The following is a 23,589-nucleotide window of genomic DNA, read 5'->3' as shown; positions in this document are numbered from 1 at the left end:
GCCTGCGTGGCCGTTCCGGAGTTCATCGTTCCGCCGCCGGGGTTGATCCCCGACGCGCCGCAGCCCGCCGAGCCTGAACGCACGGTGCACCCGGCGCGGCCCGACGAGCGCACCGACAGCACGGTGCGGGCCTTGCCCGGTCGTGCGCTCCCGACGTTCACGCCGGTGCCGAGTGGTCCGCCCGCGGCATCCGTCGCCGTGCCCGCCGCCTTGCGCCCCGCACCCGTCGAGGCGCAGCTTGCGGGCGTGGTGTTCGAACTCGTCTCGGCCGCGGGCGAGACCGTCGAGCTCGCCGGTCGCGTCATCGTGGGTCGCAATCCCGTCGCCGACGTCGCCCGGCCGGATGCGCGGCCGATCGCCCTGGTCGACCCGACCCGAACGGTCTCGAAGACGCACGCGCTCGTCGAGGTGCGCGAGGGCCGCGTCGTGATCACCGACCTGCACTCGACGAACGGCGTCGCGGTGCAGGCCGGCGGCGGCGAGCTCACCGTGCTCGACCCCGGTGCGCCTGCAGATGTCGAGCCCGGATCCACGCTGCGGCTGGGCGACCTGGCGCTGACGCTGCGCCGCACGACCTCCACCACGGTGTAGCCTGTGAAGATGCGCGCCCCACGACGTCTTCTCCTTCGGTGCCGCGGCGGGGCCTCGATCTAGGCCGCTCCCGTCGCGGAGTCCGTCGTCGGCCGTTCCCTGTCCCCGAGGAAGACGAACGCATGAACAACAGCAACGCAAGTGCACGCCCGCGCACCCTGGCCGAGAAGGTCTGGGATGCCCACCTGGTCAAGAAGGGTGAAGACGGCACGCCCGATCTCATCTACATCGACCTCCACCTCGTGCACGAGGTCACGAGCCCGCAGGCCTTCGACGGACTGCGCATGGCGGGTCGCCCCGTGCGCCGCCCCGACCTCACGATCGCGACCGAAGACCACAACACCCCGACGCTCGCGATCGACAAGCCCATCGCCGACCTGACGAGCCGCACGCAGATCGAGACGCTGCGCCGCAACGCCGCCGAGTTCGGCATCCGCCTGCACTCGCTGGGCGACAAGGAGCAGGGCATCGTGCACGTCGTCGGCCCGCAGCTCGGCCTCACGCAGCCCGGCATCACGGTCGTCTGCGGCGACTCGCACACGTCGACCCACGGCGCGTTCGGGGCGATGGCGTTCGGCATCGGCACGAGCGAGGTCGAGCACGTCATGGCCACGCAGACCCTGCCGCTGAAGGCGTTCAAGACCATGGCGATCAACGTCGAGGGCACGCTGCGGCCGGGCGTCACGGCCAAGGACATCATCCTCGCGGTGATCGCCAAGATCGGTACCGGCGGCGGGCAGGGCTACGTGCTCGAGTACCGGGGCAGCGCGATCCGCGCGCTGTCGATGGACGGCCGCATGACGATCTGCAACATGTCGATCGAGGCCGGAGCCCGCGCGGGCATGGTCGCGCCCGACCAGACGACCTTCGACTACCTCGAGGGCCGTGCTCACGCGCCGCAGGGTGAGGACTGGACCGCCGCCGTCGAGTACTGGAAGACCCTCGCCACCGACGAGGGCGCCGAGTTCGACGCCGAGGTCTTCATCGACGCCGATGCGCTCGAGCCGTTCGTGACCTGGGGCACCAATCCCGGTCAGGGTGCGTCGCTCTCCGAGACCGTGCCCGATCCCGCCGCCATCGAAGACCAGCACGAGCGCGCCGCGGCCGAGCGGGCGCTGGAGTACATGGACCTCGAGGCCGGCACGCCGCTCAAGGACATCCGCGTCGACGCGGTCTTCATGGGCTCCTGCACGAACAGCCGCATCGAAGACCTGCGCGCGTTCGCGTCGATCATCGAGGGCAAGCAGAAGGCGGACGGCGTCCGCGTCATGGTCGTGCCCGGCTCGGCGCGGGTGCGGCTCGAGGCAGAGGCCGAGGGCCTCGACAAGGTGTTCGAGGCCTTCGGAGCGGAGTGGCGCTTCGCCGGCTGTTCGATGTGCCTCGGCATGAACCCCGACCAGCTGGCACCGGGCGAGCGCTGCGCGTCGACCTCCAACCGCAACTTCGAGGGACGGCAGGGCAAGGGCGGTCGGACGCACCTCGTCTCGCCGCTCGTCGCTGCGGCGACCGCGATCCGCGGCACGCTCTCGAGCCCCTGGGATCTGCAGACCGAAGGAGAGGCGCGCTGATGGAGAAGTTCACGACCGTCACCGGCGTCGCAGCACCGCTGCGCCGTTCGAACGTCGACACCGACCAGATCATCCCAGCGGTGTTCCTGAAGCGCGTCACCAAGACCGGCTTCGACGACGCGCTGTTCCACGCCTGGCGTCAGGATCCCGAGTTCGTGCTCAACCAGGAGGCCTACCGCGGTGCCCGCGTGCTCATCGCCGGCCCCGACTTCGGCACCGGCTCGAGCCGCGAGCACGCCGTCTGGGCGCTGCGCGACTTCGGGTTCGACGTCGTCATCAGCTCGCGTTTCGGCGACATCTTCCGTGGCAACTCGGGCAAGCAGGGCCTGCTCGCCGCGCAGGTCGCCTACGAGGACGTCGAGCGCCTGTGGGAGGTCGTCGAGGCCGCTCCGGGAATAGCGGTGACGGTCGATCTGGTTGAGCGTACGGTCAGCGTCGGAACGCTGACCGTGCCGTTCGACATCGACGACTACACTCGGTGGAGGCTTCTCGAAGGGCTCGACGACATCGGGCTGACCCTGCGTGACGAGGCGGCGATCGCCGAGTTCGAGACGCATCGAGAGGCCTGGCGGCCGAAGACGCTCCCCATCCGGGAGCCGGCGGAATCAGGAGCTCTGTGAACACACTCGGGCAGGATGCCAAGAACCACGCATCGGCGGTCGGACTCAACGTCGACCGCATCACCATCAACGGCGGCAAGCCGCTGGTCGGGCGCATCGAGCTGAAGGGTGCGAAGAACCTCGTCACCAAGGCGATGGTCGCGGCGATCCTCGGCGACACGCCCAGCGTGCTGAAGGACGTGCCGAACATCAGCGACGTCCGCATCGTGCGGGGCCTCCTCGAGGTGCACGGCGTGCGCGTGACCGACGGGGTCGACGAGGGCGAGCTCATCCTCGATCCCACGGCGGTCGAGACGGCGCACATGGCCGACATCGACGCCCACGCGGGCTCGAGCCGGATCCCGATCCTGTTCTGCGGTCCGCTCCTGCACCGCCTCGGCGAGGCGTTCATCCCCGACCTCGGCGGCTGCCGCATCGGCGACCGTCCGATCGACTACCACCTCGAGGTGCTGCGCAACTTCGGCGCCATTGTCGAGAAGCTGCCGAGCGGCATCCGGATGTCGGCCCCTGAGGGCCTGCACGGCGCGAAGGTCGCCCTGCCCTACCCGAGCGTGGGTGCGACCGAGCAGGTGCTGCTGACCGCGGTGCTCGCCGACGGCATCACCGAGCTCTCGGGCGCGGCCATCGAGCCCGAGATCATGGATCTCATCAACATCCTGCAGAAGATGGGCGCCATCATCACGGTCGACACCGACCGGGTCATCCGCATCGAGGGCGCCGAGAAGCTCGACGGCTACACCCACCGCGCGCTGTTCGACCGCAACGAGGCCGCGAGCTGGGCTGCGGCCGCGCTCGCGACCGAGGGCGACATCTTCGTCGGCGGTGCGCGTCAGGCCGAGATGCTCACGTTCCTCAACGTCTTCCGCAAGGTCGGCGGCGCCTTCTCGATCGAGGAGGACGGCATCCGCTTCTTCCACCCCGGCGGCGACCTCAAGCCCGTCATCATCGAGACCGACGTGCACCCCGGCTTCATGACCGACTGGCAGCAGCCGCTGGTCGTCGCGCTCAGCAAGGCCAAGGGCGTCTCGATCGTGCACGAGACGGTCTACGAGCAGCGGTTCGGCTTCGTCGACGCGCTCGTCGAGATGGGGGCGTCGATCGAGGTGCACAAGGAGTGCCTCGGATCCGGCACCTGCCGCTTCGGTCAGCGCAACTTCAAGCACTCCGCGGTCATCTCGGGCCCGTCGACGCTCAGCGGGGCCGACATCGAGGTGCCCGACCTGCGCGGCGGCTTCAGCCACCTCATCGCCGCGCTCTCGGCCGACGGACGCTCGACGGTCTCGAACGTGGGCATCATCGCCCGCGGATACGAGAACTTCATCACGAAGCTCGAGCTCCTCGGGGCGGACTTCGAACTCGACGCATAATGGGTGAGTGCAACACGACGACCCGTCTCCCGTTCATCCTGTGAAGGCGCGTTCGGAGACCCGCAGCCCCTCGTTCTTCTGGGTGCTCGCGGGCCTCATCCTCCCTGTGCTGAGCCTCATGGTGAAGTTCCGCTTCCATCACCGTGAGCGGATGCCGCAGACGGGCGCCTTCGTGCTCGCGCCGAACCACTACAGCGAGATCGACCCCGTGGTCATGGGCGCGGCGTCGTGGCACCTCGGGCGTGCGCCGAGGTTCATGGCCAAGGCGTCGCTGTTCAAGAACCCCGTGCTCGGCTGGTTCCTGCGCACGTCGGGGCAGATCCCCGTCGAGCGCGCGGGCAGCAAGAGCCACGCCGCGCTGCGTGCCGCCGAGGAGCTGGTCGAGAAGGGCCGCATGGTCGTGGTCTATCCCGAGGGATCGCTCACGCGCGATCCCGACCTGTGGCCGATGCGCGGCAAGACGGGCGCCGTCCGCATCGCGCTTGAACGCGACATCCCGATCGTCCCCGCAGCGCACTGGGGCACCCAGGAGCTCATGGGCCGGTACGGCAAGAAGCTGAAGCCGTTCCCGCGCAAGACCGTCGACGTGATCATCGGCGAGCCCCTCGACCTCTCGGCCTACCGCGGCAAGCCGATCACGCAGTCGCTGCTGCTCGAGGCGACGAACGAGCTCATGGATGCGATCGCCGCCCTGCTCGGCGAGCTCCGCGGCGAGACGCCTCCGGCCGAGCGGTGGGACCCGGCCAAGCACGGGCAGAAGGAGACGGGACGCCTCGATGGCTAGGCCCGCAGGCAAGCAGGTGCACGGCACCCGTGTCGCCGTGCTCGGCGCCGGAAGCTGGGGCACGACGTTCGCGAAGATCCTCGCCGACGGCGGCGCCGACGTCGTGATCTGGGCGCGCCGACCCGAGCTCGCGAAGGAGATCCAGGAGGCCAAGCGCAACAGCGACTACCTCCCCGGCGTCAACCTCCCGCTGGGGCTGCGGGCGACGAGCCGCCTCTCGGAGGCGCTCCAGGGCGCGGAGCACGTGTTCGTGTCGGTACCGAGCCAGTCGCTGCGCGAGAACCTCATCGCGGCCGAGCCGTTCCTCCCCGCGAACGCCACGATCGTGTCGCTCATGAAGGGCGTCGAGAAGTCGACCGGCCTCCGCATGAGCGAGGTCATCGCCGACGTGCTCCCGATCGATCCGGCGCGCATCGCCGTGATCTCGGGCCCGAACCTCGCGCTCGAGATCGCGAAGGAGCAGCCCACGGCGGCCGTCGTGTCGTCGTCGAGCCTCGAGACGGCGCAGGCCGTGGCATCCGTCGCCCGCAACCGGTACTTCCGCTCGTTCGTGAACACCGACGTGATCGGCACCGAGTTCGGCGGCGTGCTGAAGAACCTCCTCGCCGTCGCGATCGGCATCGTCGACGGGGTCGGCTACGGCGAGAACACGAAGGCCTCGATCATCACGCGCGGTCTCGTCGAGATGACCGATTTCGCCGTCGCGTACGGGGCGCACAACGAGACCCTCTCGGGCCTTGCGGGCCTCGGCGACCTCATCGCCACCAGCCAGTCGCCGCTCTCGCGCAACAACACGGCCGGACGCCTGCTCGGACAGGGGTACCACCTGGCCGACGTGGTGAACCAGATGAACCAGACGACCGAGGGCCTCGCATCGGTCGGCCCCGTGCTCGAACTGGCGCGCGCCAAGGGCGTGGACATGCCGATCGTCGAGCAGGTGCGCCAGGTGCTCGCGGGCACGCTCGCGCCGCGCGACCTCGCCCCTCACCTCACGACCGACGACGAGCCGCAGGGCGAAAGGACGATGGATGGACAAGCTCAGGGTGGTTCTGCTCTTCGGAGGGCTTTCAAGCGAGCATTCGATCAGCTGCGCAACGGCGGGGGGAGTGCTGGGGGCGATCGACCGTGACCGCTTCGAGGTGATCCCCGTCGGGATCACCCGCGACGGCGCCTTCGTGCTCGAGAGCGACGACCCGGCGCGCTTCGCCCTCGACCCCGGCCACCTGCCCGAGGTCGTCGACAACGGGTCCCGCGTGCGCTGGCCCGAGAGCGCCGCGTCGCGCGAGCTGACCGTGACGGATGCATCGGGCGAGCGTTCGCTCGGCGAGGTCGACGTCGTGTTCCCGATCCTGCATGGCCGGTTCGGAGAAGACGGCACGGTGCAGGGCCTGCTCGAGCTCGTCGGCCTGCCGTACGTCGGCAACGGCGTGCTGGCCTCCGCGCTCGGCATGGACAAGCACTTCACGAAGACCGCGCTCGAGGCGGCCGGCATCCCGGTCGCCCCGTGGGTGACGCTCACCCGCGCGGGCCTCGCCGCGGATGCCGAGCTGTGGAACCGCCGCGTGCACGCGCTCGGACTGCCGGTGTTCGTCAAGCCGGCTCGGGCCGGCTCGTCGGTCGGCGTGACGAGGGTCTCGGACTGGTCGGAGCTCGACGCCGCGCTCGAGGTCGCGTTCGCCGAGGACCGCACGGTGCTCGTCGAGCAGGCGGTGCCCGGACGCGAGATCGAGATCGCCGTGCTCGAGGGCCGCGATGGCGTGCGCGTGAGCGTCGCCGGCGAGGTCGTCGTCACGGGCCGCGACTTCTACGACTTCGAGGCGAAGTACCTCGACGCCCCCGGCGTCGACCTGGTGTGCCCGGCCGAGCTCGGCGACGGCGAGACGTTCGAGCTCGAGCGCATCGCGCGCCGCGCGTTCGAGGCGCTCGGCGCGGAGGGCCTGGCCCGGGTCGATGTGTTCCTCGGCGACGAGGGCTTCGTCGTCAACGAGATCAACACCATGCCGGGGTTCACGCCCATCTCGATGTTCCCCACGTGCTGGTTGAACACGGGGCTGAGCTACCCCGAGCTGATCGGCGAGCTCATCGACGTCGGCCACACGCGCGGCGCGCGCTGAGGCGCGGCACTGATCGGCCGGAGGCGCCGGGATGCACTGGCATCCCGGCGCCTCTCGCGTTCCGCGCCGCTCGCCCTCCGGGAGTCGCTCGCGCCGCTGGGGCGGGATCAGCCCGCGGGCGCGCTGTCGTCGACCGAGGTGCACGCACCGTCGGACGGGATCACCGAGACGGCCTGCGCCAGATCGGTGATGACGGTCGTGCCGGAGACGACGTCGCTGTCGATGTACACCTCGACCGCGGGCGTGCGCCCATACGTCGTGAACAGGTAGCGGGGGGCGTCGGACTCGTCGATGACCCAGTCGACGCCGTCGACGCTCACGCAGCGGTCGGTCGTCGGACTGGGCACGTGAACCCCGCAGCGCAGCAGCACCGAAGCCGGTTCGCCCCAGGCCGAGGTGCCCTGGGCGTCGGTCTCGCGCTGCGGCTGCTCGGCCACCTCGTCGGGCAGGCGCACGACGAGCTCGGCGCAGGCGGTGTCGGTCGCCTCGGGCGCGACCTGCATGGTCACGATGGGCGTGCAGCCCGTGAGCGCGGTCGCTGCCGCTGCGGCGACGAGCGATGCGGCGACCCCGGCGAGCCGGAATCGACGGCGGTTCGACGGGTTCACGGCGTGCTGAGACATCCGCACCAGCGTACCCCGCACGACCCGGGCCGCAGGACGCGCACCCGCACCGGCCTCAGCAGTTGGGGCGGCAGGAGCGCTGCGACAGCGCGTCGGTGAGCACGGTCTTGAGGTCCTGCGGCTGCTGGGCCGAGTACGCGGCGCCGCCGGTGGCCTCGGCGATGAGGCGCATCGACTCGAGGTCGGTGTCGGGGCCGATTCCGACGAGCACGACCGGCACCTGCTTGCCGTCCTCGGCCATGGCGGCGAGCTCGTCGAGCAGCTGGTCGCGGCTGATGCCGTTCTCGTCTTCGTTCTTGCCGTCGGTCAGCAGCAGCACCGAGTTCACGGTCTCGGGGTCGTACGCTGCGCGCACCTGCTTCACGGCGGCGAGCGTCGTGTCGTAGAGGCCGGTGGCCCCGCCGAGCCGCGCGGGCAGGGAGGCGAGCACGTCGAGCACCTGCGTGCGGTGCGACTCGTCGGCGAGCGGCTCGATGGGGGAGAGGTCCTCCCAGTCCTGGTCGCCGACCCGCGTGGTCGAGAACGCCCAGACGCCGACGTCGACGGCCTCGGAGAGCTGCGAGACCGTGCTGGAGGCGGCCTGCTGGAGCAGGTCGATGCGTCGGAGGCCCGTCACCGTCGGCTCCTCCATGGAGCCCGAGACGTCGATGACCGAGAGGATGCGCGAGCGCAGGCTCACGACGCCCCACGTGCGCAGGATCGAGACCTGGGCGGATGCCGCTGCCGAGCCGACCTCGGTGGCGTCGGCGATGACGCCGTCCTGGTCGAGCTCGCCGCCGCCGGTGCCGTTGCGGAAGCCCTCGGCGGCGAAACGGTCGGAGTCGTCCCAGAGGGCGATCTTGAGGGCGTCGAGCTGGCGCGCCCGCTGGGCGAGCTCGGCCGCCTTGCCGTCGCCGTCGTCGCCGTCGTCGAGGTTCTTCGCGAGTTCCGACTCGTCGAGCATGCGGAGGAACGGGAACTGCAGCGCGAGCGTACCGTCGGACGGGTAGAGCGCGAGCATCGGCGAGGACGCGTCGTCGTGGTTGTGCATCGCGACCTGCTGCTCGCTCGCGATCGCGACCGTGCCCGGCGCGCTGACGGCCAGGGCGGCGAAGGCGGCGTCGACCCTGGTCGGGGCGCCGTCGCTCAGTCGGATCATCGCGTTCTGGAACTGCTTGGCCTCGCCGATCGGCACGGCGCGTTCCATGGCCTGCAGGCCGTTGAGGCTCGCGGAGGAGGCCTCGGGGTCGGCGAGCAGCGTCGGGAGGTCGCCCGAGAGCACGTCGGTCCAGCTGAGCGACCGGCCTGCGAACGCGTCGGCTCCGCTCACGGTCGCGGCGAACACGACTGGGCTCGAGGCGATCGATCGCTCGAGCGCGAGGTTCGGCACGTCGCGTCCGAGCGAGCGGGCGCTGGCTGCCATGCGCACGAGCCAGACGGGGGAGTCGGGGATCCACGCGTCGATGTCCGACCCGTTGCCCGAGGCGAGCAGCGCTGCGGTGTCGGCGCTGTCCTGCGCGACGACGTCGGTGCGCGAGCACGCGTCCTCGCGTGCGTCGTACTCGGCGGCGATGGCCTTCACCGGGCGTGCGATGGCCGTGTCGGCGACGACGGTGAGCTCGATGGGCGCGTCGCAGCCGGGCTCGGCCGCGAACCAGGCGCCCAGCGAACCGCTCGCCCATGCCGCGCCGGCGCCGCCGACGAGCGCCACGCCGACGGCCGCGGCGGCGACCATCATGACCACCCTGCGGTGGCGGCGTCGCGACTTCTCGCGTTCGGCTCGTTCGCTTCGTCGACTCACTGGGGCTCCATTGCTGCGCGGTGAGCAACACGGTGCCACCGCGCTTCGGGTATCGCGGCCTGGGGGAAGGCCCGTCCAGCGTACGGCAGGACCGGTGGTTTTGTAAGCATTCGTTACTTGCTTGACACACGACACCCGTTCGGGGCACACGCGCGATCGCGCGCGGCCGAGCCTGCTCTAGGCTTGCGGCGTGTCAGCTTCGCCCCCCGCAGCCAGCCGCGACCGACCGGATGCCCCGATCGGCGACGGTGCTGCGGAGCCGGTCGCACCCGACGGCTCCACGTCGGGCGAGATCGGCGAGATCGCGGTCCTCGGCCGCATCCTGCCGCGCCTCTCCGCGGGCGAGCACGCGCTGCTCGGCCCGGGCGACGACGCCGCACTCGTCGCGGCAGCCGACGGCCGGTTCGTCGTCACGACCGACCTGCTCGTGCACGGGCCCGACTTCCGGCTCGCGTGGTCGACGCCGTTCGAGCTCGGCTGGAAGGCCGCCGCCACGAACCTGACCGACGTCGCGGCCATGGGGGCGCGGCCGACCGCGCTCGTCGTGGCGATCGCGGCGCCGCCGTCGACCCCCGTGACGACCCTCGAGGGCATCGCCGACGGCCTGCGGGAGGGCCTCGCCGAGCTCGCGCCCGGTGCCGGCGTGGTCGGCGGCGACCTCTCGGCGTCGTCGGTGCTCACGATCGCGGTCACGGCGTTCGGCGATCTCGAGGGGCGTGCGCCCGTGCTCCGGTCGGGTGCGCGCGTCGGCGACGTCATCGCCCATGCCGGTCGGCGAGGTGCCGCCGCGCGCGGCCTCGCGCTGCTGTTCGCCGAGGCGACGGATGCCGCGGGCGAGCCCGATGCGGCCCTCGCGGCCGCCCTGCGCGAGCGCGAGCCCGACCTCGTGCTCGCCCAGCTCGCGCCACGGCCGCCCGTGTTCGCGGGCATCGTCGCGGCCGAGGCCGGTGCGACGTCGATGCTCGACGTCTCCGACGGTCTCGCGCGCGACGGGCGGCGCATCGCCGAGGCGAGCGGCGTGGCCTTCGACTTCGACTCGGCGGCCCTGGGCGGCGACGCGGCCGTCGCAGCCGGGTCGGCGGTCGAGCGGGTGCGGATCGCCCTCTCGGGCGGCGAGGACCACGGCATGCTCGCGACGTTCCCGGCCGGCAGCGACATCCCTTCGCCGTTCGAGGTCATCGGCCGCGTGGTCGAGGGCGCCGGTCGCATGCTGCTCGACGGCCGAGACATCGCGGCCGACGGCTGGGACCCGTATTCCGGCTGGGACGGCCGGGCGGGCTGAGCGTCGGCCCGGCCCTCAGCCGCCTTCGGGCGGCGCAGCGCCCTCGGTCGCTGTGGACGCCCACCAGAGCGTCGTCTCGCCGTAGTCGCGACGACGCTCGAGCTCCAGGCCGGCGGGCCAGACGGGCTCGGGCGACCTCGAACTGCGCTCGACGACCACGAGCGCATCGGGCGAGAGCAGGGGCGCGAGCAGTTCGAGGTCGCGGGCGACGGCGCCCTCCTCGAGGTCGTACGGCGGGTCGATGAACGCCAGGTCGACGCCGGGCTGCGCGGTCTCGAGGTACCCGGCGACGGGCTTGACCACGACACGGACGCGGGCGGCGCCGCGGCCGATCGCCCGCGTCACCGCGTCGGCGTTGCGCCGGCAGACGTCGGCCGCGGGCTTGGCCCGCTCGACGAGCACCACCTCGGCCGCGCCGCGGCTCGCGGACTCGAGCCCGAGCGCGCCCGACCCGGCGTACAGGTCGAGCACGACCGATCCGTCGATCGCGTCGCGCGCCTCGAGCGCCGAGAAGATGGCCTCGCGAACGCGGTCGCTCGTGGGCCGCGTGCCGGAACGCGGCACGGCGAGGGAGAGGGAACCGGCTGCGCCGGCGATGATGCGCGTCATGCTGCTGGAAGCCTACCGGTGCGGCATGCGCCGTCACGGGGATGCCCCGGTCGGCCGCTCGCTGCCATGATGGGGTGGTGGATGCCCCTACCTCCAGCGATCGCGTCGATCCCGTCGGCCTCGAGCCCGTCGACCAGGCCCTGATCGACCGAATGTGGGACTTCGCCGATCCCGACGGCAGTGCCGACCGGTTCCGCGCGGCGTCCGACGACGTGCTCCGCCCGACCGCCGAGCGCGCGGTGCTCGCGACGCAGCTCGCACGGGCGCTCGGCCTGCAGGGGCGGTTCGACGAGGCGTTCGCCGTGCTCGACGGCATCCCTGCGGCGTTCGAGGCGGTTCCCGATGCCGCGGGCAGGCCCGACGAGGCATCCGTCGCCCCGATCGCGGCGGGCGAGGTGCCCGCCGAGGTCCGCGCCCGTATCGCGATCGAACGCGGGCGGCTGCACGTCGCCGATTCACGCCCCGCCGATGCGGTGCCCGACCTCACGCTCGCCGTGCGCGAGGCGGCGCAGGCCGCATCCCCGTTCCTGGTGCTCGACGCCCTGCACATGCTCGCGCTGCACGACGCCGGGCACGAGGAGGAGTGGGCCGCAGAGGGGCTCGACCTGCTCGAGGGCCGCCGCGACCCCCGAACCCTCCGCTGGGGCATCGCGCTCCACCACAACCTCGGCTGGGTCAAGCACGACGGCGGGCGCGCCGGCGCGGCCCTCGTCGACTTCGAGCGCGCCGTCGAGATCGCCGATCGCTACGGCTCGGCCGAGCAGCAGCAGGTGACGCGGTGGTCGGTCGGTCGGTGCCTGCGCACGCTGGGTCGCACCGACGAGGCGCTCGACCTGCAGCGCTCGCTCGTCGCGCTGCGCCCCGACGATCCGTACGTGCTCGCCGAGCTCGAGGCGTTGACGGCGGGGCGGCCTACGATCGAGGCATGACCGCCGACGCGCCAGACACCGCACCCGCCGTCGGCCGCTACACGCTCGAGTCCCGCCTCAGCGGAGCCCTCGGCGGGCGCACCGCGCAGGCGATCGAGCGTGCGTTCGGGTACCGCACGGTCGGCGACCTGCTCGGGCACTACCCCCGCCGGTACGCCCTGCGCGGCGAGCTCACGGCGCTCGCGAGCCTCCCGCTCGACGAGAACGTCACGATCGTGGCCGAGGTCATCGAGGTGCGCGAGCGCACCATGCGGTCCAGACGCGGGTCGATCCTCGAGGTCAAGATCACCGACGGCACGGGCATCCTCACGCTCACGTTCTTCAACCAGGCATGGCGCTCGCGCGAGCTCGTGCCCGGCGCCCGCGGCATCTTCGCCGGCAAGGTCGGCGACTACCGGGGCGCCAGGCAGCTCGCGCATCCCGACTACGAGCTCTTCGACGAGACGGCGCCGAGCTCGCCGACCGACGCATCGGTGAAGCGCTGGGCCGAGGCGCCGATCCCGATCTACCCGGCCACCGGCACGCTCGCGAGCTGGCAGCTCGCCAAGGCCATCGCCCTGCTCCTCGACGGGCTCGACCCGGCGGATGCCGCGGGCGACCCGATCCCCGAGCAGGTGCGCGCCTCGCACGGCCTGCTCGGCCAGCGCCGGGCGCTCGAGCAGGTGCACCGCCCCGAGGCGGAGTCCGAGTGGAAGGCGGCCAGGCGCACCCTGCGGTTCACCGAGGCGCTCGTGCTGCAGACCGCCCTCCTCCAGCGCAGGGCCGAGCTGCGGGCGCAGGCGACCACGGCGCGGCATCCGTCGCCCGGAGGTCTCCTCGAACGCTTCGACGCGTCACTGCCGTTCGACCTGACGGGCGACCAGGTCGAGGTCGGCCGGGCGATCGCCGACGACCTGGCCGAGGCGGTGCCCATGAACCGGCTCGTGCAGGGCGAGGTGGGCTCCGGCAAGACGGTCGTCGCGCTGCGGGCGATGCTCGCGGTCGCCGACTCCGGCGGCCAGGCCGCGCTGCTCGCGCCGACCGAGGTGCTCGCCGCCCAGCACCTGCGATCGATCGTGCGCATGCTCGGCCCCGAGCTGTCGGCGTCGCTCGTGCCGACCCTGCTCACCGGGCAGCTGCCGGCGGCCGAGCGCCGCAAGGCGCTGCTGCGCGCAGCGGCGGGGCAGTCGCGCATCGTGGTGGGCACGCACGCGCTCATCGGCGACACGGTCTCGTTCGCCGACCTCGGGCTCGTGGTCGTCGACGAGCAGCACCGGTTCGGCGTCGAGCAGCGCGAGGCCCTGCGACTCAAGGGGCAGCAGCCGCCGCACGTGCTCGTGCTCACCGCGACCCCGATCCCGCGGACCGTGGCGATGACGGTGTTCGGCGACCTCGACATCTCGACGATCCGGGAGCTGCCGGCGGGGCGAGCGGGCATCGAGTCGCACGTCGTGCCGCTCGCCGAGCGTCCGGGGTGGCGCGGCCGGGTCTGGGCGCGCCTCGCCGAGGAGGTCGCGGCCGGACGGCAGGGCTTCGTGGTGTGCCCCGCGATCGAGGCGCGCGTCGCCGAGGAGGCCGACCCTGCCGCAGGTGGGGAGATCGACGCCGACGCGCCGGATCATGCCGCCAGGCCCGTCGCGTCCGTCGCCTCGGTGCTCGCAGAGCTCGCCGAGCTGCCGGCGTTCGCCGACATCCGCGTCGCGCCGCTGCACGGGCGCATGTCGTCCGACGAGAAGGACGCGACGATGCGCGCCTTCGCCGCTGGCGAGATCGACGTGCTCGTGGCGACCACGGTGATCGAGGTCGGGGTCGACGTGCCCAACGCGAGCGCGATGGTCGTGGTCGACGCCGACCGGTTCGGGGTCTCGCAGCTGCACCAGCTCCGCGGGCGGGTCGGCCGAGGAGGCCTGCCCGGGCTGTGCCTGCTGGTGACGGCGGCCGAACCGGGCTCCCTCGCGAGGCAGCGCGTCGACGCGGTTGCCGCGACGCTCGACGGGTTCGAGCTCGCTCGCGTCGACCTCGAACTTCGCCAGGAGGGCGACGTGCTCGGCGCCAGCCAGTCGGGCGGGCGTTCGTCGTTGAAGCTGCTGCGCGTCGCGCGCGACGGCGACCTCATCGCCGACGCGCGGGCGATCGCCGCGGAGCTGCTCGACGGCGACCGGGCGCTCTCGCGGAACCCTGCGCTGGCCGCCGAGGTGCGTCGCCGGCTCGACGACGATTCGAGCGGATTCCTGAGCAAGGGCTGAGAGTCTCGGACGCCCTCTGCGCCGGTCGCATCGACCACTACGCTGTTGCGTATGCAGCGGATCGCCGTCGTTCCCGGTTCCTTCGACCCAGTCACGAAGGGGCATCTCGATGTCATCGAGCGCGCCGCCGGCATCTTCGACGAACTCCACGTCGTGGTCGTGCACAACCCCGACAAGAACGCCCTGCTCCCCATCGCGCAGCGCGTGGCGCTCATCGAGCGCGCGATCGCCGACGCGGGCATCGCGGGCCGCATCGTCGTGGCCTCCTGGAGCATGGGCCTGCTCGTCGACTACTGCAGCGACGTCGGCGCGACCGTGCTCGTCAAGGGCGTGCGCTCGCAGATCGACGTCGCCTACGAGACCCCGATGGCCATCGTCAACCGGCACCTCGCGGGGGTCGAGACGGTGTTCCTGCTCCCAGACCCCGGCAACGCCCACGTCTCGAGTTCGCTGGTCCGACAGGTGGCCGCCCTCGGCGGCGATGTCGCCCCGTACGTGCCGGCCGCGGTCGCCGAGTACCTGCACACGGCGATGACGCCGTGAACGAGGCAGCAGCGGGCGCCGCGTCCGTCGCCCCCGCGGCGATCGGACGCTCGGCCGACGCGATCGACGGCGGGGCCGACGCGGCATCCGTCATGCCCATCGACGAGGTCGGAGCGCTCGCCGCCCGCATCGTCGCCAACGTCGAGACGGTGATCGCGGGCAAGCGCGACGCCATCACGGCGGCCCTCACGGTGCTCCTGGCCGAAGGGCACCTGCTCATCGAAGACGTGCCGGGCGTCGGCAAGACGATGCTCGCGAAGGCGCTCGCGCGCTCGGTCGGCAGCACCGTGAGCCGCATCCAGTTCACGCCCGACCTGCTGCCGAGCGACGTGACCGGGGTCTCGGTGTTCGACCAGGCCAGCCGGATCTTCGAGTTCAAGCGCGGCCCGGTGTTCTCGAACATCGTCATCGGCGACGAGATCAACCGCGCGAGTCCGAAGACGCAGGCCGCGCTGCTCGAGTGCATGGAGGAGCGCCAGGTCACGGCCGACGGCACCACCTATCACCTCGAACTGCCGTTCACCGTCGTCGCGACGCAGAACCCCGTCGAGATGGAGGGCACGTACCCCCTGCCGGAGGCCCAGCGCGACCGCTTCATGGCCCGCGTGTCGATGGGGTACCCGGCGGCCGCCGACGAGCTCGCCATGCTCTCCATGCGCGAGACCTCGAGCCCGCTCGACCAGCTCGAAGAGGTCGTCACGCTCGACGAACTGCGCGCGATGATCCGCGCGGTGCGACACGTCTTCACCTCGCAGCCCGTGAAGGAGTACGCGGTCGAGTTGGCGCGCGCCACTCGTGAAGACCGCCAACTGCGTCTCGGCGCGAGCCCACGGGCGACCCTGCAGCTCATCCGCGCGGCCAAGGCGCACGCGGCGATGCACGGTCGCGAGTTCGTGCTGCCCGACGATGTCGACGCGCTCGCGGTGGCCGTGCTCGCGCACCGACTCGTGCCGACCAGCCGTGCCGTCGGAGCGCACGACCGCGACAGCGGGCCGCTGATCGATGCGATCGTCGGCCGGATCGTGGCGCAGACCGCCGTGCCCGTCGGGAGTGCGCGAAGGAACTGACCATGCCCCGCACCCGCCTGCACCCGATCGCGCGGCCGCACCTCACACGCCGTGGCGTCGCGCTCGTCGTGGTCGGACTCGTGCTCGTGGGCGTCTCGCTCTGGTTCGACCTGCGCGACATCCTGCTCCTCGCGTTCGTCGGCCTCGCGATGCCGCTCGTCGCCGCCGGGTTCGTGATGCTGCGGCGTCCGAGCCTGGCGGTGCAGCGCACGTTCGCGCCCGCCGTGGTGTCGGCGGGCGAGGCGACCACGGTCGCGCTCGTGGTCGCCAACCGCAGCCGACGCACGCTCGACGGCGCCCACTGGCGCGACCAAGCGCCCGAGGGCACGATCGGGCCGCCGTCCGCGCTGCTGCCGGCGCTCGGGCCGTACGAGTCGGTCATGCCGTCGGGCGACGACCGCGTGAAGGTCGAGTACCGGCTCCGGATGCCGCGGCGCGGCGTCTACCCCGTCGGACCCCTCCACATCGGGCTCGCAGACCCGTTCGGGCTCGCCGGCATCGAGCGCGAGACCGGCACCGCGAGCGAGGTCGTCGTCACGCCGCGGGTGACTCCGCTCGCCGAGGCGCTCGCGACCGCCGCGAGCATCGACGGCATCGTGCACGGGCTCCAACGGCGCACGCATCCCAACTCCGACGAGCTCATCGCCCGCGAGTACCGCTACGGCGACCCGCTGCGCCGGGTCAACTGGCCGGCGACGGCTCGGCGCGGCGAGCTCATGGTGCGCGAGGAGGAGCAGCGCGGCGACCCAGAGGCGCGCATCCTCGTCGATCTGCCGGTCGACGGGCGCCACGGGCTCGCGGTCCATCGCGATCGCGACGGCGAGGTCGACGATCGCGTCGAGCTCGCGATGGAGGTCGCCGCATCGGTGGGCGTGCACCTGCTCGAGAACGGCTTCCGGGTGCGGTGCACCAGCATCGCCGACCCCGAGCAGGGGGTCGTGCCGACCGCCCCGCTCGGCGGCGACTACCGCATGCCGGGCGGCGATCGGCTGCTGCTCGAGGACCTCGCCAGAGTGAGCCCCGGCCGGCAGCGCGACACGGGCCGGCACGGCCGGGCGCGCACCGCGGCGCACGACGACCACTCGGGCTCCGGCGAGGTGCGCACGCGCGCCCGCGACGCGCGCGAGCCCGGATTCGCGGTGCTGGTCGATCCCGATCCGGCCGATGCCGCGGCGCTCGTCGCACTGCGGCCCGGCTTCGAGCCGGCGGTCGCGTTCGCGACCTCGTCGGTGTCGGCGGCGGTCAGGCGCATGCTCGAGGAGGCCGACTGGAACGTCGTGGCGGTCCGTCGCGCGGTCGAGATCGGCGGCGCGTGGTCGGTCGTCGCGACCGCGACTGCGACTGCGACCGGTGCCGCGACGGCCGCCGGGCCTCAGAGCAGGGGGAGTCGCGATGCGCCCTGACTCTGCGGCACTCACGCTCGGCGGTCGGCTCGCCCTCACCGCGGCGTCGTTCCTGCTCATGGTGATCGCGACCATGTCGCTCGGTCCGCTCATCGCCGGGGGCGGGTGGTGGTGGCTCTGCGCGTTCGTCTCGGCCGGCGTCTTCTTCGGCGGCGCGGGCCTGCGGGCGCTCCGCCTGCCGTCGGCGCTCGTGCCGCTCCTCGAGTGCGTCGTGCTGCTGCTGCTGCTCACGCTCCTGTTCGGCGGCGCCACGAGCATCGCGTTCATCGTGCCGACGCCCGACACCTTCGGCGTCTTCGGCGAGCTGTTCACCGGGTCGCAGCGCACCATCGCGCAGCAGACCGTGCCTGCGGTGGCGGTGCCCGCCCTCGGATTCGCGTTGGCGCTCGGCGTCGGGGTGCTCTCGATCCTGCTCGACGTGCTCGTGCAGGTGGCCCGCGTGCCGGCACTGGCTGCCGTACCCGCCTTCGTGCCGGTGGTCATCCCCGGGTTCCTGGTCGAGGACGGCGCCGAGATCCCCGTGCTCGTGTGCACCGCGGCGGCGTACCTGCTCCTGCTCCGCATCGACGTCCGCGTCTCGCGAAGGGCGCGCATGGCCGCGGGCGGCGACGAGGAGGTCGCCACGGTCTCGGCTCCGAAGCGCGTGCCCGTGGCGTCGACGCTCGGCGCGTCGCTCGGCGTCGCCGCCACCGGGCTCGTGGTGGCCTCCGTGCTGGCCGCCTCCACGCCGAGCATCGCCACGAGCCTGCTGCTCGGCAACGGATCGCAGGGGGCGCTGTTCGCCCGCGGGGTGAGCCCCTTCATCGACCTGGGCCGCGATCTCCGCCGGCCCGAGGCAAGGCCGGCGTTCCGGTACCTCGCACGCGACGGCGACCGCCCGAACTTCACGCTGCTCACGCTCGACCGCTTCGAGGGCGACGTGTGGGCCGTGACCGAGGCTCCGGTCGACGGCGACAACACGGTCGACGAGATCGGCGCCCCCGAGGGGCTCGGCCCAGAGGTCGCCACCTCCGAGCATCCGATCGACGTGCTCGTGAGCGAGGTGCGCACGACCTGGCTGCCCGTGCCGTACCCGTCGACCAAGGTCGACGGGCTGTCGGGCTCCTGGTACTGGGACGACGGCCCGCTCACCGTGCGCAGCGTCGACACGAACACCGCGGGCCAGAGCTACGAGGTCACGCGCCTCGAGGTCGAGCCGACCGTCGAGCAGCTGCGCACGGCGGGGCCCGCGCAGTCCGTCGACGCGAAGTTCCTCGACCTGCCCGACGAGGTCCCGGCCATCATCACCGACACGGCGGCGGAGCTCGCCGGCACGGCGGCGACGCCCTACGACGCCGCGGTCGCGATCCAGGCGTTCCTCCGGTCCTCGGCGTTCCAGTACTCGACCGAGGCCCCGGTCGAAGAGGGCTACGACGGCGGCGGGTTCGACGTGATCGCCTCGTTCCTCGAGGCGAAGAGCGGGTACTGCGTGCACTTCGCCTCGACGATGGCCGTGCTCGCCCGCGAGGCGGGCATCCCGTCGCGCATCTCGGTCGGCTACACCTCGGGCTCGCCGACCACCGAGCGCGTCGACGGCGTGCAGCGGGTCGAAGTCGACTCGCACGACCTGCACGCGTGGCCCGAACTCTACTTCGAGGGCGTCGGGTGGGTGCCGTTCGAGCCGACGCCGGGGCGCGGTGCAGTGCCCGAGTACTCCAGGCCCGGTGCCGGGCAGTCGCAGACGTCGGTGCTCCCGAACGCGCCGGCGACGACCGCGCCGGCCACCGGGCGACCCGAGCTCGACCCCGACCGCGGCCTCGCGGGCGGCACGTCGGGCCAAGGGCAGGACGCCGCTCCGCTCCGCGCCGCGGTGCTCCTCATCGCCGTGGTGGCGCTCCTGCTCCTTCCCGCCGCACTCCGCATGCTGCAGCGGGCGACGCGTCGCCGACGCATCCGGGCCGGGCGGGCGCCGGCCGATGCCGCGTGGGATGAGCTCATCGCCACCGCGCGCGATCTCGGCATCGAGGGCGCGGCCGTCGTGACCCCGCGGGGGTTCGCCGCGCGTCTGGCGGAACGGCCGGCGCTGCGGGGCGCGGAGCCGCTCGCCGCGCTCGTGCGCCTGCGCGACGCGGTCGAGCGCGAGCGCTACGGGCCGGGGGCCGGCGGTGCGGTCGGCGATACCGTGCCGGTCGACAGCCGGTCGCTCGAGACGCTCCGGCACGACCTCGACCTGGTCTGCCGGGGCCTCGCGACCGACGCGCGACCGGCCGAGCGCGTGCGGGCGACGCTGGTTCCGATGTCGCTCGCAGACGGCATTCGGCGCGCGTCCGGCGTTCGCACAGCGGATGGCGCGTAGAATCGTCGATCGTGGCCATTCAGCATTCGCCGTTCCGTGTGAACGTGCGCGACCTCCTCAACCGACCGGGAGAGATGCGCGAGCATCGATTCCAGGTCGCCCTTCGCGAGCCGTTCGGCGAGTCGCTCGTGGCTGTTCGCGAGGGTTCCGAGGTCGATGTCGACGTCCGGTTGGAGTCCGTCCACGAGGGAATCCTCGTGTCGGCGAACATCGACGCCGTGGCCGAAGGCGAGTGCGGTCGGTGCCTGATCGACGTGTCGCTGCCTGTCGAAGTCGAGTTCCAGGAGCTTTTCGCGTATCATTCTGGAGAAGCTTTCGAGTTTGAGGTTCAAGACGACCACGTGGATCTTGAACCGCTCATCCGAGATGCGGTGGTGTTGTCACTGCCGTTCCAGCCGGTATGCCGGCCGGACTGCCCTGGTCTCGACCCAGTGACCGGGCTGCGACTGGCTGATCATCCTGAACTCGACACCCCGACCGAGCACGACCCACGATGGGCCGCGCTCGCAGGGCTGCAGGTTTCCGAAGACCAGGGCACGGATGTCGCATCCGACGCCGACCCGAAGAGAGATTGAGAGAGAGTCATGGCTGTTCCCAAGCGGAAGAAGTCGCGAGCAAACACCCACGCGCGTCGTTCGCAGTGGAAGGCTGAGGCCCCCACGCTGGTGAAGACCGTCGAGAACGGCAAGGTCACCTACAGCCTTCCGCACCGCGCGAAGGTCGTGGAGGACTCGGCGGGCACCCCGCTGTTCCTCGAGTACAAGGGCCGCAAGGTCGCCGACGTCTAGTCGACGCCCCTCGCAGCATCAACGACCGGTCGTGACGCGCACGGAGCGCACAGGGCTCGCGGAGCCGAATCTCGTCGAGCTGCAGCAACTGCTGCAGGTCGAGATCGATCCCGAGCTCCTGCTCCTCGCGCTCACGCACCGGTCGTTCGCGTATGAGAACGGCGGAATCCCGACCAACGAGCGCCTCGAGTTCCTCGGCGACTCGATCCTCGGTCAGGCCGTCACCTTCCGTCTCTTCCGCGACCACCCCGAGCTCGACGAGGGCGAGTTGGCCAAGCGACGCGCGAGCCTCGTCTCGAGTGCGGCGCTGGCCGAGGTGGCGCGCAAGCTCGGGCTCGGCCGGTTCATCCGACTGGGCCGCGGCGAGACGCTCACCGGTGGCGCCGACAAGCCGTCGATCCTCGCCGACACGGTCGAGGCGATCATCGGGGCCGTGTACCTCGATCGGGGCGGCGACGTCGCGACCCCGTTCGTGCTGAGCCTCATCACGCCGCTCATGAGCGACCCCGATCGGTTCGGCGCCTCGATGGACCCGAAGACGAGCCTGCAGGAGATCGCGGCGAAGCGCGGGGCACCCGCTCCGGTCTACACCATCTCCGAGAGCGGCCCCGACCACAACAAGCACTTCGTGGCGACCGTCGCGGTCGGCACGCTCGTCGAGGCGTCCGGCGAGGGCTCGAGCAAGAAGCAGGCCGAGATGGCCGCCGCGCTCGAGGCCTGGACCACGCTCGACGTGCGCTGACGGCCGCCGACGTGCCCGAGCTCCCCGAGGTCGAGGTCGTCCGCGCGGGCCTCGCCCCGGCGGTGACCGGTGCGCGCATCGCAGCGGTCGACGTGCTCGACGAGCGTGCGCTCACACGGCACGACGCGGCATCCGGCAACTTCGAGGCGCTCGCGACCGGTGCACGCATCGGGGCCGCCGTGCGTCGAGGCAAGTTCCTGTGGCTGCCGATCGGCGGAGATCGGGCGATCGTCGGGCACCTGGGCATGAGCGGGCAGATGCTGCTGCGCACGCCAGACCACCCGGGCGACGACCGGCACGCCCGGGTGCGGATCCACCTCGAGCATCCCGACCACGGCGAGCTGCGCATCGACTTCGTCGACCAGCGCACCTTCGGATCCCTCGCGGTCGACCGCATGGTGCCGACACCCGACGGCGCCGTCGCGGGGTTCAGCGCCGACGTCACGGGCGAGTGGGCCCGCAGCATTCCGACGCAGGTCGCGCACATCGCGCGCGATCCGCTCGATCCCGCCTTCGACGACGCGCTCCTCCTCGATCGGATGTCGCGGCGCGCGTCAGGCGTCAAGCGCGTGCTGCTCGACCAGGGGCTCGTGAGCGGCGTCGGCAACATCTACGCCGATGAGTCGCTGTGGGCGGTGCGCCTGCACGGGGAGCAGCCGGCCGCATCGATCTCGAGGCGTCGTTCGGCGGAGCTGCTGCACGCCGTGCGCGACGTGCTCGGCAAGGCGCTCGACGAGGGCGGCACGAGCTTCGACGCCCAGTACGTGAACGTCAACGGCGCGTCGGGGTACTTCGCGCATTCCCTCAACGCCTACGGGCGCGAGGGCCTGCCATGCCCGAGGTGCGGCACCCCGATGGTGCGCGAGGCGTTCATGAACCGCTCGTCGCACCGCTGCCCGCGGTGCCAGCGACTGCGTCGAGCTGCCACAGCGCGCTGAGGCCGAGTACGCGGTAGCCGAGTGCGACGTTGATCGCGAGCATGTGCGCGTTCTCGTCGGCGTTCCAGGTGTAGACGTCGGTTCGGTCGGGGGCGACGCGGTGCAGCTGCACGAGGTTCGCGAGCTTCAGCCGCATCCCGAGGCGGTGTCCGCGGTGCGGTTCGAGCACGATCGTGCTCCATTGGAAGGCCGAGCGCGAACCGGTCGGCAGCTGGAGCTCCGTGAAGCCGGCGACGGTGCCGGCCTCGTCGACGGCGGCGGTGAAGAGGCAGGTGCGGCCGCTCGCGACGGCCTGCGACTCGGTGGCGCGAACCCGGGCCGCATCCCACTGCTCCACGTCGTAGGTGCTCTCGCCGGCGGGCGGATCGGTGGACATCGCCTGCTGCGCGACGGCCAGGCCGTCGACGAGGTCGTCGGGAGCGTGGTCGACCCAGGCGACGATCCGGTAGCGGCTCGCCTTCGATTCGAGATCGGCGGATGCCGCGGCGAACTCCTCGTCGCGACCGGCGACCGGCTGGCCGCTCACCCGCTCGAGCTGCGTCAGGCGGAAGCCGAGGTGCACCGCGAACGCCGCGCCCGCGTCGGCGGCGGGGATCGACCCGCTGCCGTCGCGCGCCTCGAGGCGCGCGCCCGGCGCCTCGAGCGCGGCCGCGGCGACGTCCGACATCACCGTGAGGATGTTCCGGCCGTGGTCGATCGCCAGGGTGCGGGCGGCTTCGAACAGCGCCGTGCCGACGCCGCGTCGTCGGGCATCGGGCAGGACCCCGAGCACGAGGTCCACCGTCTCCGCGCCCTCCGAGAGCTCCCACGTGCATTCGACACGGCCGATGCAGCGGTCGCCCTCCCACGCGGCGAACGCGTGCAGCGGCTGGTACCGCTCGTCACGGAACCTCGGGAGGAGTTCGTCCGCATCCCAGGCGAACTTGCGGTGGCCCCATACCGACTCCTCGACGAGCGCGCCGACCTCGACCATGGCCTCGAACTGGCGCGCTGCCGGCGTGCCGAGCGCCTCGGGCACGGGGACCGGCCTGATCTCGTACGACCGCGCTCGCTCGCTCGTCACCGGAGGCTCCTCTCATCGGCCGCGCCCCGGGCGCGGACAGCCGATCAGGCTATCGGGCGGCCGCGGGCGCGGCAAGGCACCGGCGGCGCGATGCGAGCCGACTTTCGGGGTCCCGCGCAGCGGCGCGCATCGGGTCATGACCGCCGCACGCCCGGCGATCCGCCCGATGCACGGCGGGGGAGTCCGGGGCATCCGCCGACCTCGACTACGCTCGTCGC

The 23,589-nt window shown here is 72.2% G+C and carries 22 protein-coding genes; 18 read left to right on the top strand and 4 right to left on the bottom strand.

Annotated features, from left to right (window positions below; translation table 11 throughout):
• Window positions 1-6: 6 nt before the first annotated feature.
• The 7 genes from ACFVS8_RS03670 (at window position 7) to ACFVS8_RS03640 (ending at window position 7,044) form a co-directional block, all read left to right on the top strand.
• Window positions 7-591, top strand: a complete 585-nt coding sequence (locus ACFVS8_RS03670; protein WP_387057653.1) for an FHA domain-containing protein — start codon at window positions 7-9, stop codon at window positions 589-591.
• A gap of 122 nt (window positions 592-713) precedes the next feature.
• Window positions 714-2,159: a 3-isopropylmalate dehydratase large subunit gene (gene leuC, locus ACFVS8_RS03665; protein WP_387057651.1), complete on the top strand. Its 1,446-nt coding sequence runs from the start codon at window positions 714-716 to the stop codon at window positions 2,157-2,159.
• The gene (gene leuD / locus ACFVS8_RS03660; protein WP_387057649.1) at window positions 2,159-2,779 is read left to right on the top strand and encodes a 3-isopropylmalate dehydratase small subunit; all 621 of its coding nucleotides are present in this window, start codon (window positions 2,159-2,161) and stop codon (window positions 2,777-2,779) included. Before leuC ends, leuD begins: the two co-directional genes overlap by 1 nt.
• A complete protein-coding gene (gene murA / locus ACFVS8_RS03655) occupies window positions 2,776-4,146 on the top strand; it encodes a UDP-N-acetylglucosamine 1-carboxyvinyltransferase (RefSeq protein ID WP_387057647.1) in 1,371 nt (456 codons plus the stop codon). Before leuD ends, murA begins: the two co-directional genes overlap by 4 nt.
• Window positions 4,147-4,186: 40 nt before the next feature.
• Window positions 4,187-4,930, top strand: a complete 744-nt coding sequence (locus ACFVS8_RS03650; RefSeq protein ID WP_387057645.1) for a lysophospholipid acyltransferase family protein — start codon at window positions 4,187-4,189, stop codon at window positions 4,928-4,930.
• Window positions 4,923-6,059, top strand: a complete 1,137-nt coding sequence (locus ACFVS8_RS03645) for an NAD(P)H-dependent glycerol-3-phosphate dehydrogenase (protein ID WP_387057643.1) — start codon at window positions 4,923-4,925, stop codon at window positions 6,057-6,059. Before ACFVS8_RS03650 ends, ACFVS8_RS03645 begins: the two co-directional genes overlap by 8 nt.
• On the top strand, window positions 5,959-7,044 hold the full coding sequence (locus tag ACFVS8_RS03640; RefSeq protein ID WP_387057641.1) for a D-alanine--D-alanine ligase family protein: 1,086 nt from the start codon (window positions 5,959-5,961) through the stop codon (window positions 7,042-7,044). Before ACFVS8_RS03645 ends, ACFVS8_RS03640 begins: the two co-directional genes overlap by 101 nt.
• A 107-nt stretch (window positions 7,045-7,151) precedes the next feature.
• On the opposite strand, the gene ACFVS8_RS03635 is transcribed toward ACFVS8_RS03640, so the two are convergent.
• Together ACFVS8_RS03635 and ACFVS8_RS03630 are read right to left on the bottom strand one after the other, a co-directional pair.
• Complete coding sequence (locus ACFVS8_RS03635) at window positions 7,152-7,667, bottom strand: DUF3515 domain-containing protein (RefSeq protein WP_387057639.1); 516 nt, start codon at window positions 7,665-7,667, stop codon at window positions 7,152-7,154.
• Between the two features lie 55 nt (window positions 7,668-7,722).
• Window positions 7,723-9,384, bottom strand: coding sequence for a VWA domain-containing protein (locus ACFVS8_RS03630; RefSeq protein WP_387057637.1), 1,662 nt, complete (start codon window positions 9,382-9,384; stop codon window positions 7,723-7,725).
• A 301-nt stretch (window positions 9,385-9,685) separates the two neighbouring features.
• On the opposite strand from ACFVS8_RS03630, the gene thiL reads away from it, so the two are divergent.
• Window positions 9,686-10,729: a thiamine-phosphate kinase gene (gene thiL, locus ACFVS8_RS03625; protein ID WP_387058179.1), complete on the top strand. Its 1,044-nt coding sequence runs from the start codon at window positions 9,686-9,688 to the stop codon at window positions 10,727-10,729.
• 15 nt (window positions 10,730-10,744) lie between these two features.
• Here the strand turns inward: thiL and rsmD are convergent, their stop codons facing one another.
• The gene (gene rsmD, locus ACFVS8_RS03620; RefSeq protein ID WP_387057635.1) at window positions 10,745-11,338 is read right to left on the bottom strand and encodes a 16S rRNA (guanine(966)-N(2))-methyltransferase RsmD; all 594 of its coding nucleotides are present in this window, start codon (window positions 11,336-11,338) and stop codon (window positions 10,745-10,747) included.
• A 77-nt stretch (window positions 11,339-11,415) separates the two neighbouring features.
• Here rsmD and ACFVS8_RS03615 point away from each other — a divergent pair, with 77 nt between their 5' ends.
• The 10 genes from ACFVS8_RS03615 (at window position 11,416) to mutM (ending at window position 22,308) form a co-directional block, all read left to right on the top strand.
• On the top strand, window positions 11,416-12,267 hold the full coding sequence (locus ACFVS8_RS03615) for a hypothetical protein (RefSeq protein ID WP_387057633.1): 852 nt from the start codon (window positions 11,416-11,418) through the stop codon (window positions 12,265-12,267).
• Window positions 12,264-14,492: an ATP-dependent DNA helicase RecG gene (locus ACFVS8_RS03610; protein WP_387057631.1), complete on the top strand. Its 2,229-nt coding sequence runs from the start codon at window positions 12,264-12,266 to the stop codon at window positions 14,490-14,492. The genes ACFVS8_RS03615 and ACFVS8_RS03610 overlap by 4 nt, the downstream gene beginning before the upstream one ends.
• 51 nt (window positions 14,493-14,543) lie before the next feature.
• Window positions 14,544-15,035, top strand: a complete 492-nt coding sequence (gene coaD, locus ACFVS8_RS03605) for a pantetheine-phosphate adenylyltransferase (protein ID WP_387057629.1) — start codon at window positions 14,544-14,546, stop codon at window positions 15,033-15,035.
• Window positions 15,036-15,127: 92 nt separating this feature from the next.
• Complete coding sequence (locus tag ACFVS8_RS03600; RefSeq protein WP_387058176.1) at window positions 15,128-16,102, top strand: AAA family ATPase; 975 nt, start codon at window positions 15,128-15,130, stop codon at window positions 16,100-16,102.
• A 2-nt stretch (window positions 16,103-16,104) separates the two neighbouring features.
• The gene (locus ACFVS8_RS03595; RefSeq protein ID WP_387057627.1) at window positions 16,105-17,505 is read left to right on the top strand and encodes a DUF58 domain-containing protein; all 1,401 of its coding nucleotides are present in this window, start codon (window positions 16,105-16,107) and stop codon (window positions 17,503-17,505) included.
• Complete coding sequence (locus ACFVS8_RS03590) at window positions 17,495-19,840, top strand: transglutaminaseTgpA domain-containing protein (protein ID WP_387057625.1); 2,346 nt, start codon at window positions 17,495-17,497, stop codon at window positions 19,838-19,840. Before ACFVS8_RS03595 ends, ACFVS8_RS03590 begins: the two co-directional genes overlap by 11 nt.
• Before the next feature lie 74 nt (window positions 19,841-19,914).
• Window positions 19,915-20,415 carry a YceD family protein gene (locus ACFVS8_RS03585; RefSeq protein WP_387058173.1) on the top strand — a complete coding sequence of 167 codons (501 nt, stop codon included), beginning with the start codon at window positions 19,915-19,917 and terminating at the stop codon, window positions 20,413-20,415.
• A 9-nt stretch (window positions 20,416-20,424) separates the two neighbouring features.
• Window positions 20,425-20,628 carry a 50S ribosomal protein L32 gene (rpmF, locus tag ACFVS8_RS03580; RefSeq protein WP_055857210.1) on the top strand — a complete coding sequence of 68 codons (204 nt, stop codon included), beginning with the start codon at window positions 20,425-20,427 and terminating at the stop codon, window positions 20,626-20,628.
• Window positions 20,629-20,659: 31 nt separating this feature from the next.
• On the top strand, window positions 20,660-21,370 hold the full coding sequence (gene rnc, locus ACFVS8_RS03575; protein WP_387057622.1) for a ribonuclease III: 711 nt from the start codon (window positions 20,660-20,662) through the stop codon (window positions 21,368-21,370).
• Between the two features lie 11 nt (window positions 21,371-21,381).
• A complete protein-coding gene (gene mutM, locus ACFVS8_RS03570) occupies window positions 21,382-22,308 on the top strand; it encodes a bifunctional DNA-formamidopyrimidine glycosylase/DNA-(apurinic or apyrimidinic site) lyase (protein WP_387057620.1) in 927 nt (308 codons plus the stop codon).
• Here the strand turns inward: mutM and ACFVS8_RS03565 are convergent.
• Window positions 22,241-23,371: a GNAT family N-acetyltransferase gene (locus tag ACFVS8_RS03565; RefSeq protein ID WP_387057618.1), complete on the bottom strand. Its 1,131-nt coding sequence runs from the start codon at window positions 23,369-23,371 to the stop codon at window positions 22,241-22,243. The two genes, mutM and ACFVS8_RS03565, sit on opposite strands and share 68 nt — an antisense overlap.
• Between the last annotated feature and the right edge of the window lie 218 nt (window positions 23,372-23,589).

It is taken from the genome of Agromyces sp. NPDC058110, assembly GCF_042884735.1.
In the GTDB taxonomy this organism is placed as follows: Bacteria; Actinomycetota; Actinomycetes; order Actinomycetales; family Microbacteriaceae; genus Agromyces.
The sequence above is the reverse complement of the archived record's forward strand: the minus strand, read 5'-3'. Positions and strand labels throughout refer to the sequence as shown.

Excerpts from the sequence above, each read along its gene's own strand:
- leuC (WP_387057651.1), top strand. The coding sequence starts at position 714 with ATGAACAACAGCAACGCAAGTGCACGCCCGCGCACCCTGGCCGAGAAG.
- ACFVS8_RS03640 (WP_387057641.1), top strand. The coding sequence starts at position 5,959 with ATGGACAAGCTCAGGGTGGTTCTGCTCTTCGGAGGGCTTTCAAGCGAG.
- coaD (WP_387057629.1), top strand. The coding sequence starts at position 14,544 with ATGCAGCGGATCGCCGTCGTTCCCGGTTCCTTCGACCCAGTCACGAAG.
- ACFVS8_RS03595 (WP_387057627.1), top strand. The coding sequence starts at position 16,105 with ATGCCCCGCACCCGCCTGCACCCGATCGCGCGGCCGCACCTCACACGC.
- rpmF (WP_055857210.1), top strand. The coding sequence starts at position 20,425 with ATGGCTGTTCCCAAGCGGAAGAAGTCGCGAGCAAACACCCACGCGCGT.
- ACFVS8_RS03645 (WP_387057643.1), top strand. The coding sequence starts at position 4,923 with ATGGCTAGGCCCGCAGGCAAGCAGGTGCACGGCACCCGTGTCGCCGTG.
- ACFVS8_RS03610 (WP_387057631.1), top strand. The coding sequence starts at position 12,264 with ATGACCGCCGACGCGCCAGACACCGCACCCGCCGTCGGCCGCTACACG.
- rsmD (WP_387057635.1), bottom strand. The coding sequence starts at position 11,338 with ATGACGCGCATCATCGCCGGCGCAGCCGGTTCCCTCTCCCTCGCCGTG.
- leuD (WP_387057649.1), top strand. The coding sequence starts at position 2,159 with ATGGAGAAGTTCACGACCGTCACCGGCGTCGCAGCACCGCTGCGCCGT.
- ACFVS8_RS03630 (WP_387057637.1), bottom strand. The coding sequence starts at position 9,384 with ATGATGGTCGCCGCCGCGGCCGTCGGCGTGGCGCTCGTCGGCGGCGCC.
- ACFVS8_RS03635 (WP_387057639.1), bottom strand. The coding sequence starts at position 7,667 with ATGTCTCAGCACGCCGTGAACCCGTCGAACCGCCGTCGATTCCGGCTC.
- ACFVS8_RS03585 (WP_387058173.1), top strand. The coding sequence starts at position 19,915 with ATGCGCGAGCATCGATTCCAGGTCGCCCTTCGCGAGCCGTTCGGCGAG.
- ACFVS8_RS03600 (WP_387058176.1), top strand. The coding sequence starts at position 15,128 with ATGCCCATCGACGAGGTCGGAGCGCTCGCCGCCCGCATCGTCGCCAAC.
- ACFVS8_RS03590 (WP_387057625.1), top strand. The coding sequence starts at position 17,495 with ATGCGCCCTGACTCTGCGGCACTCACGCTCGGCGGTCGGCTCGCCCTC.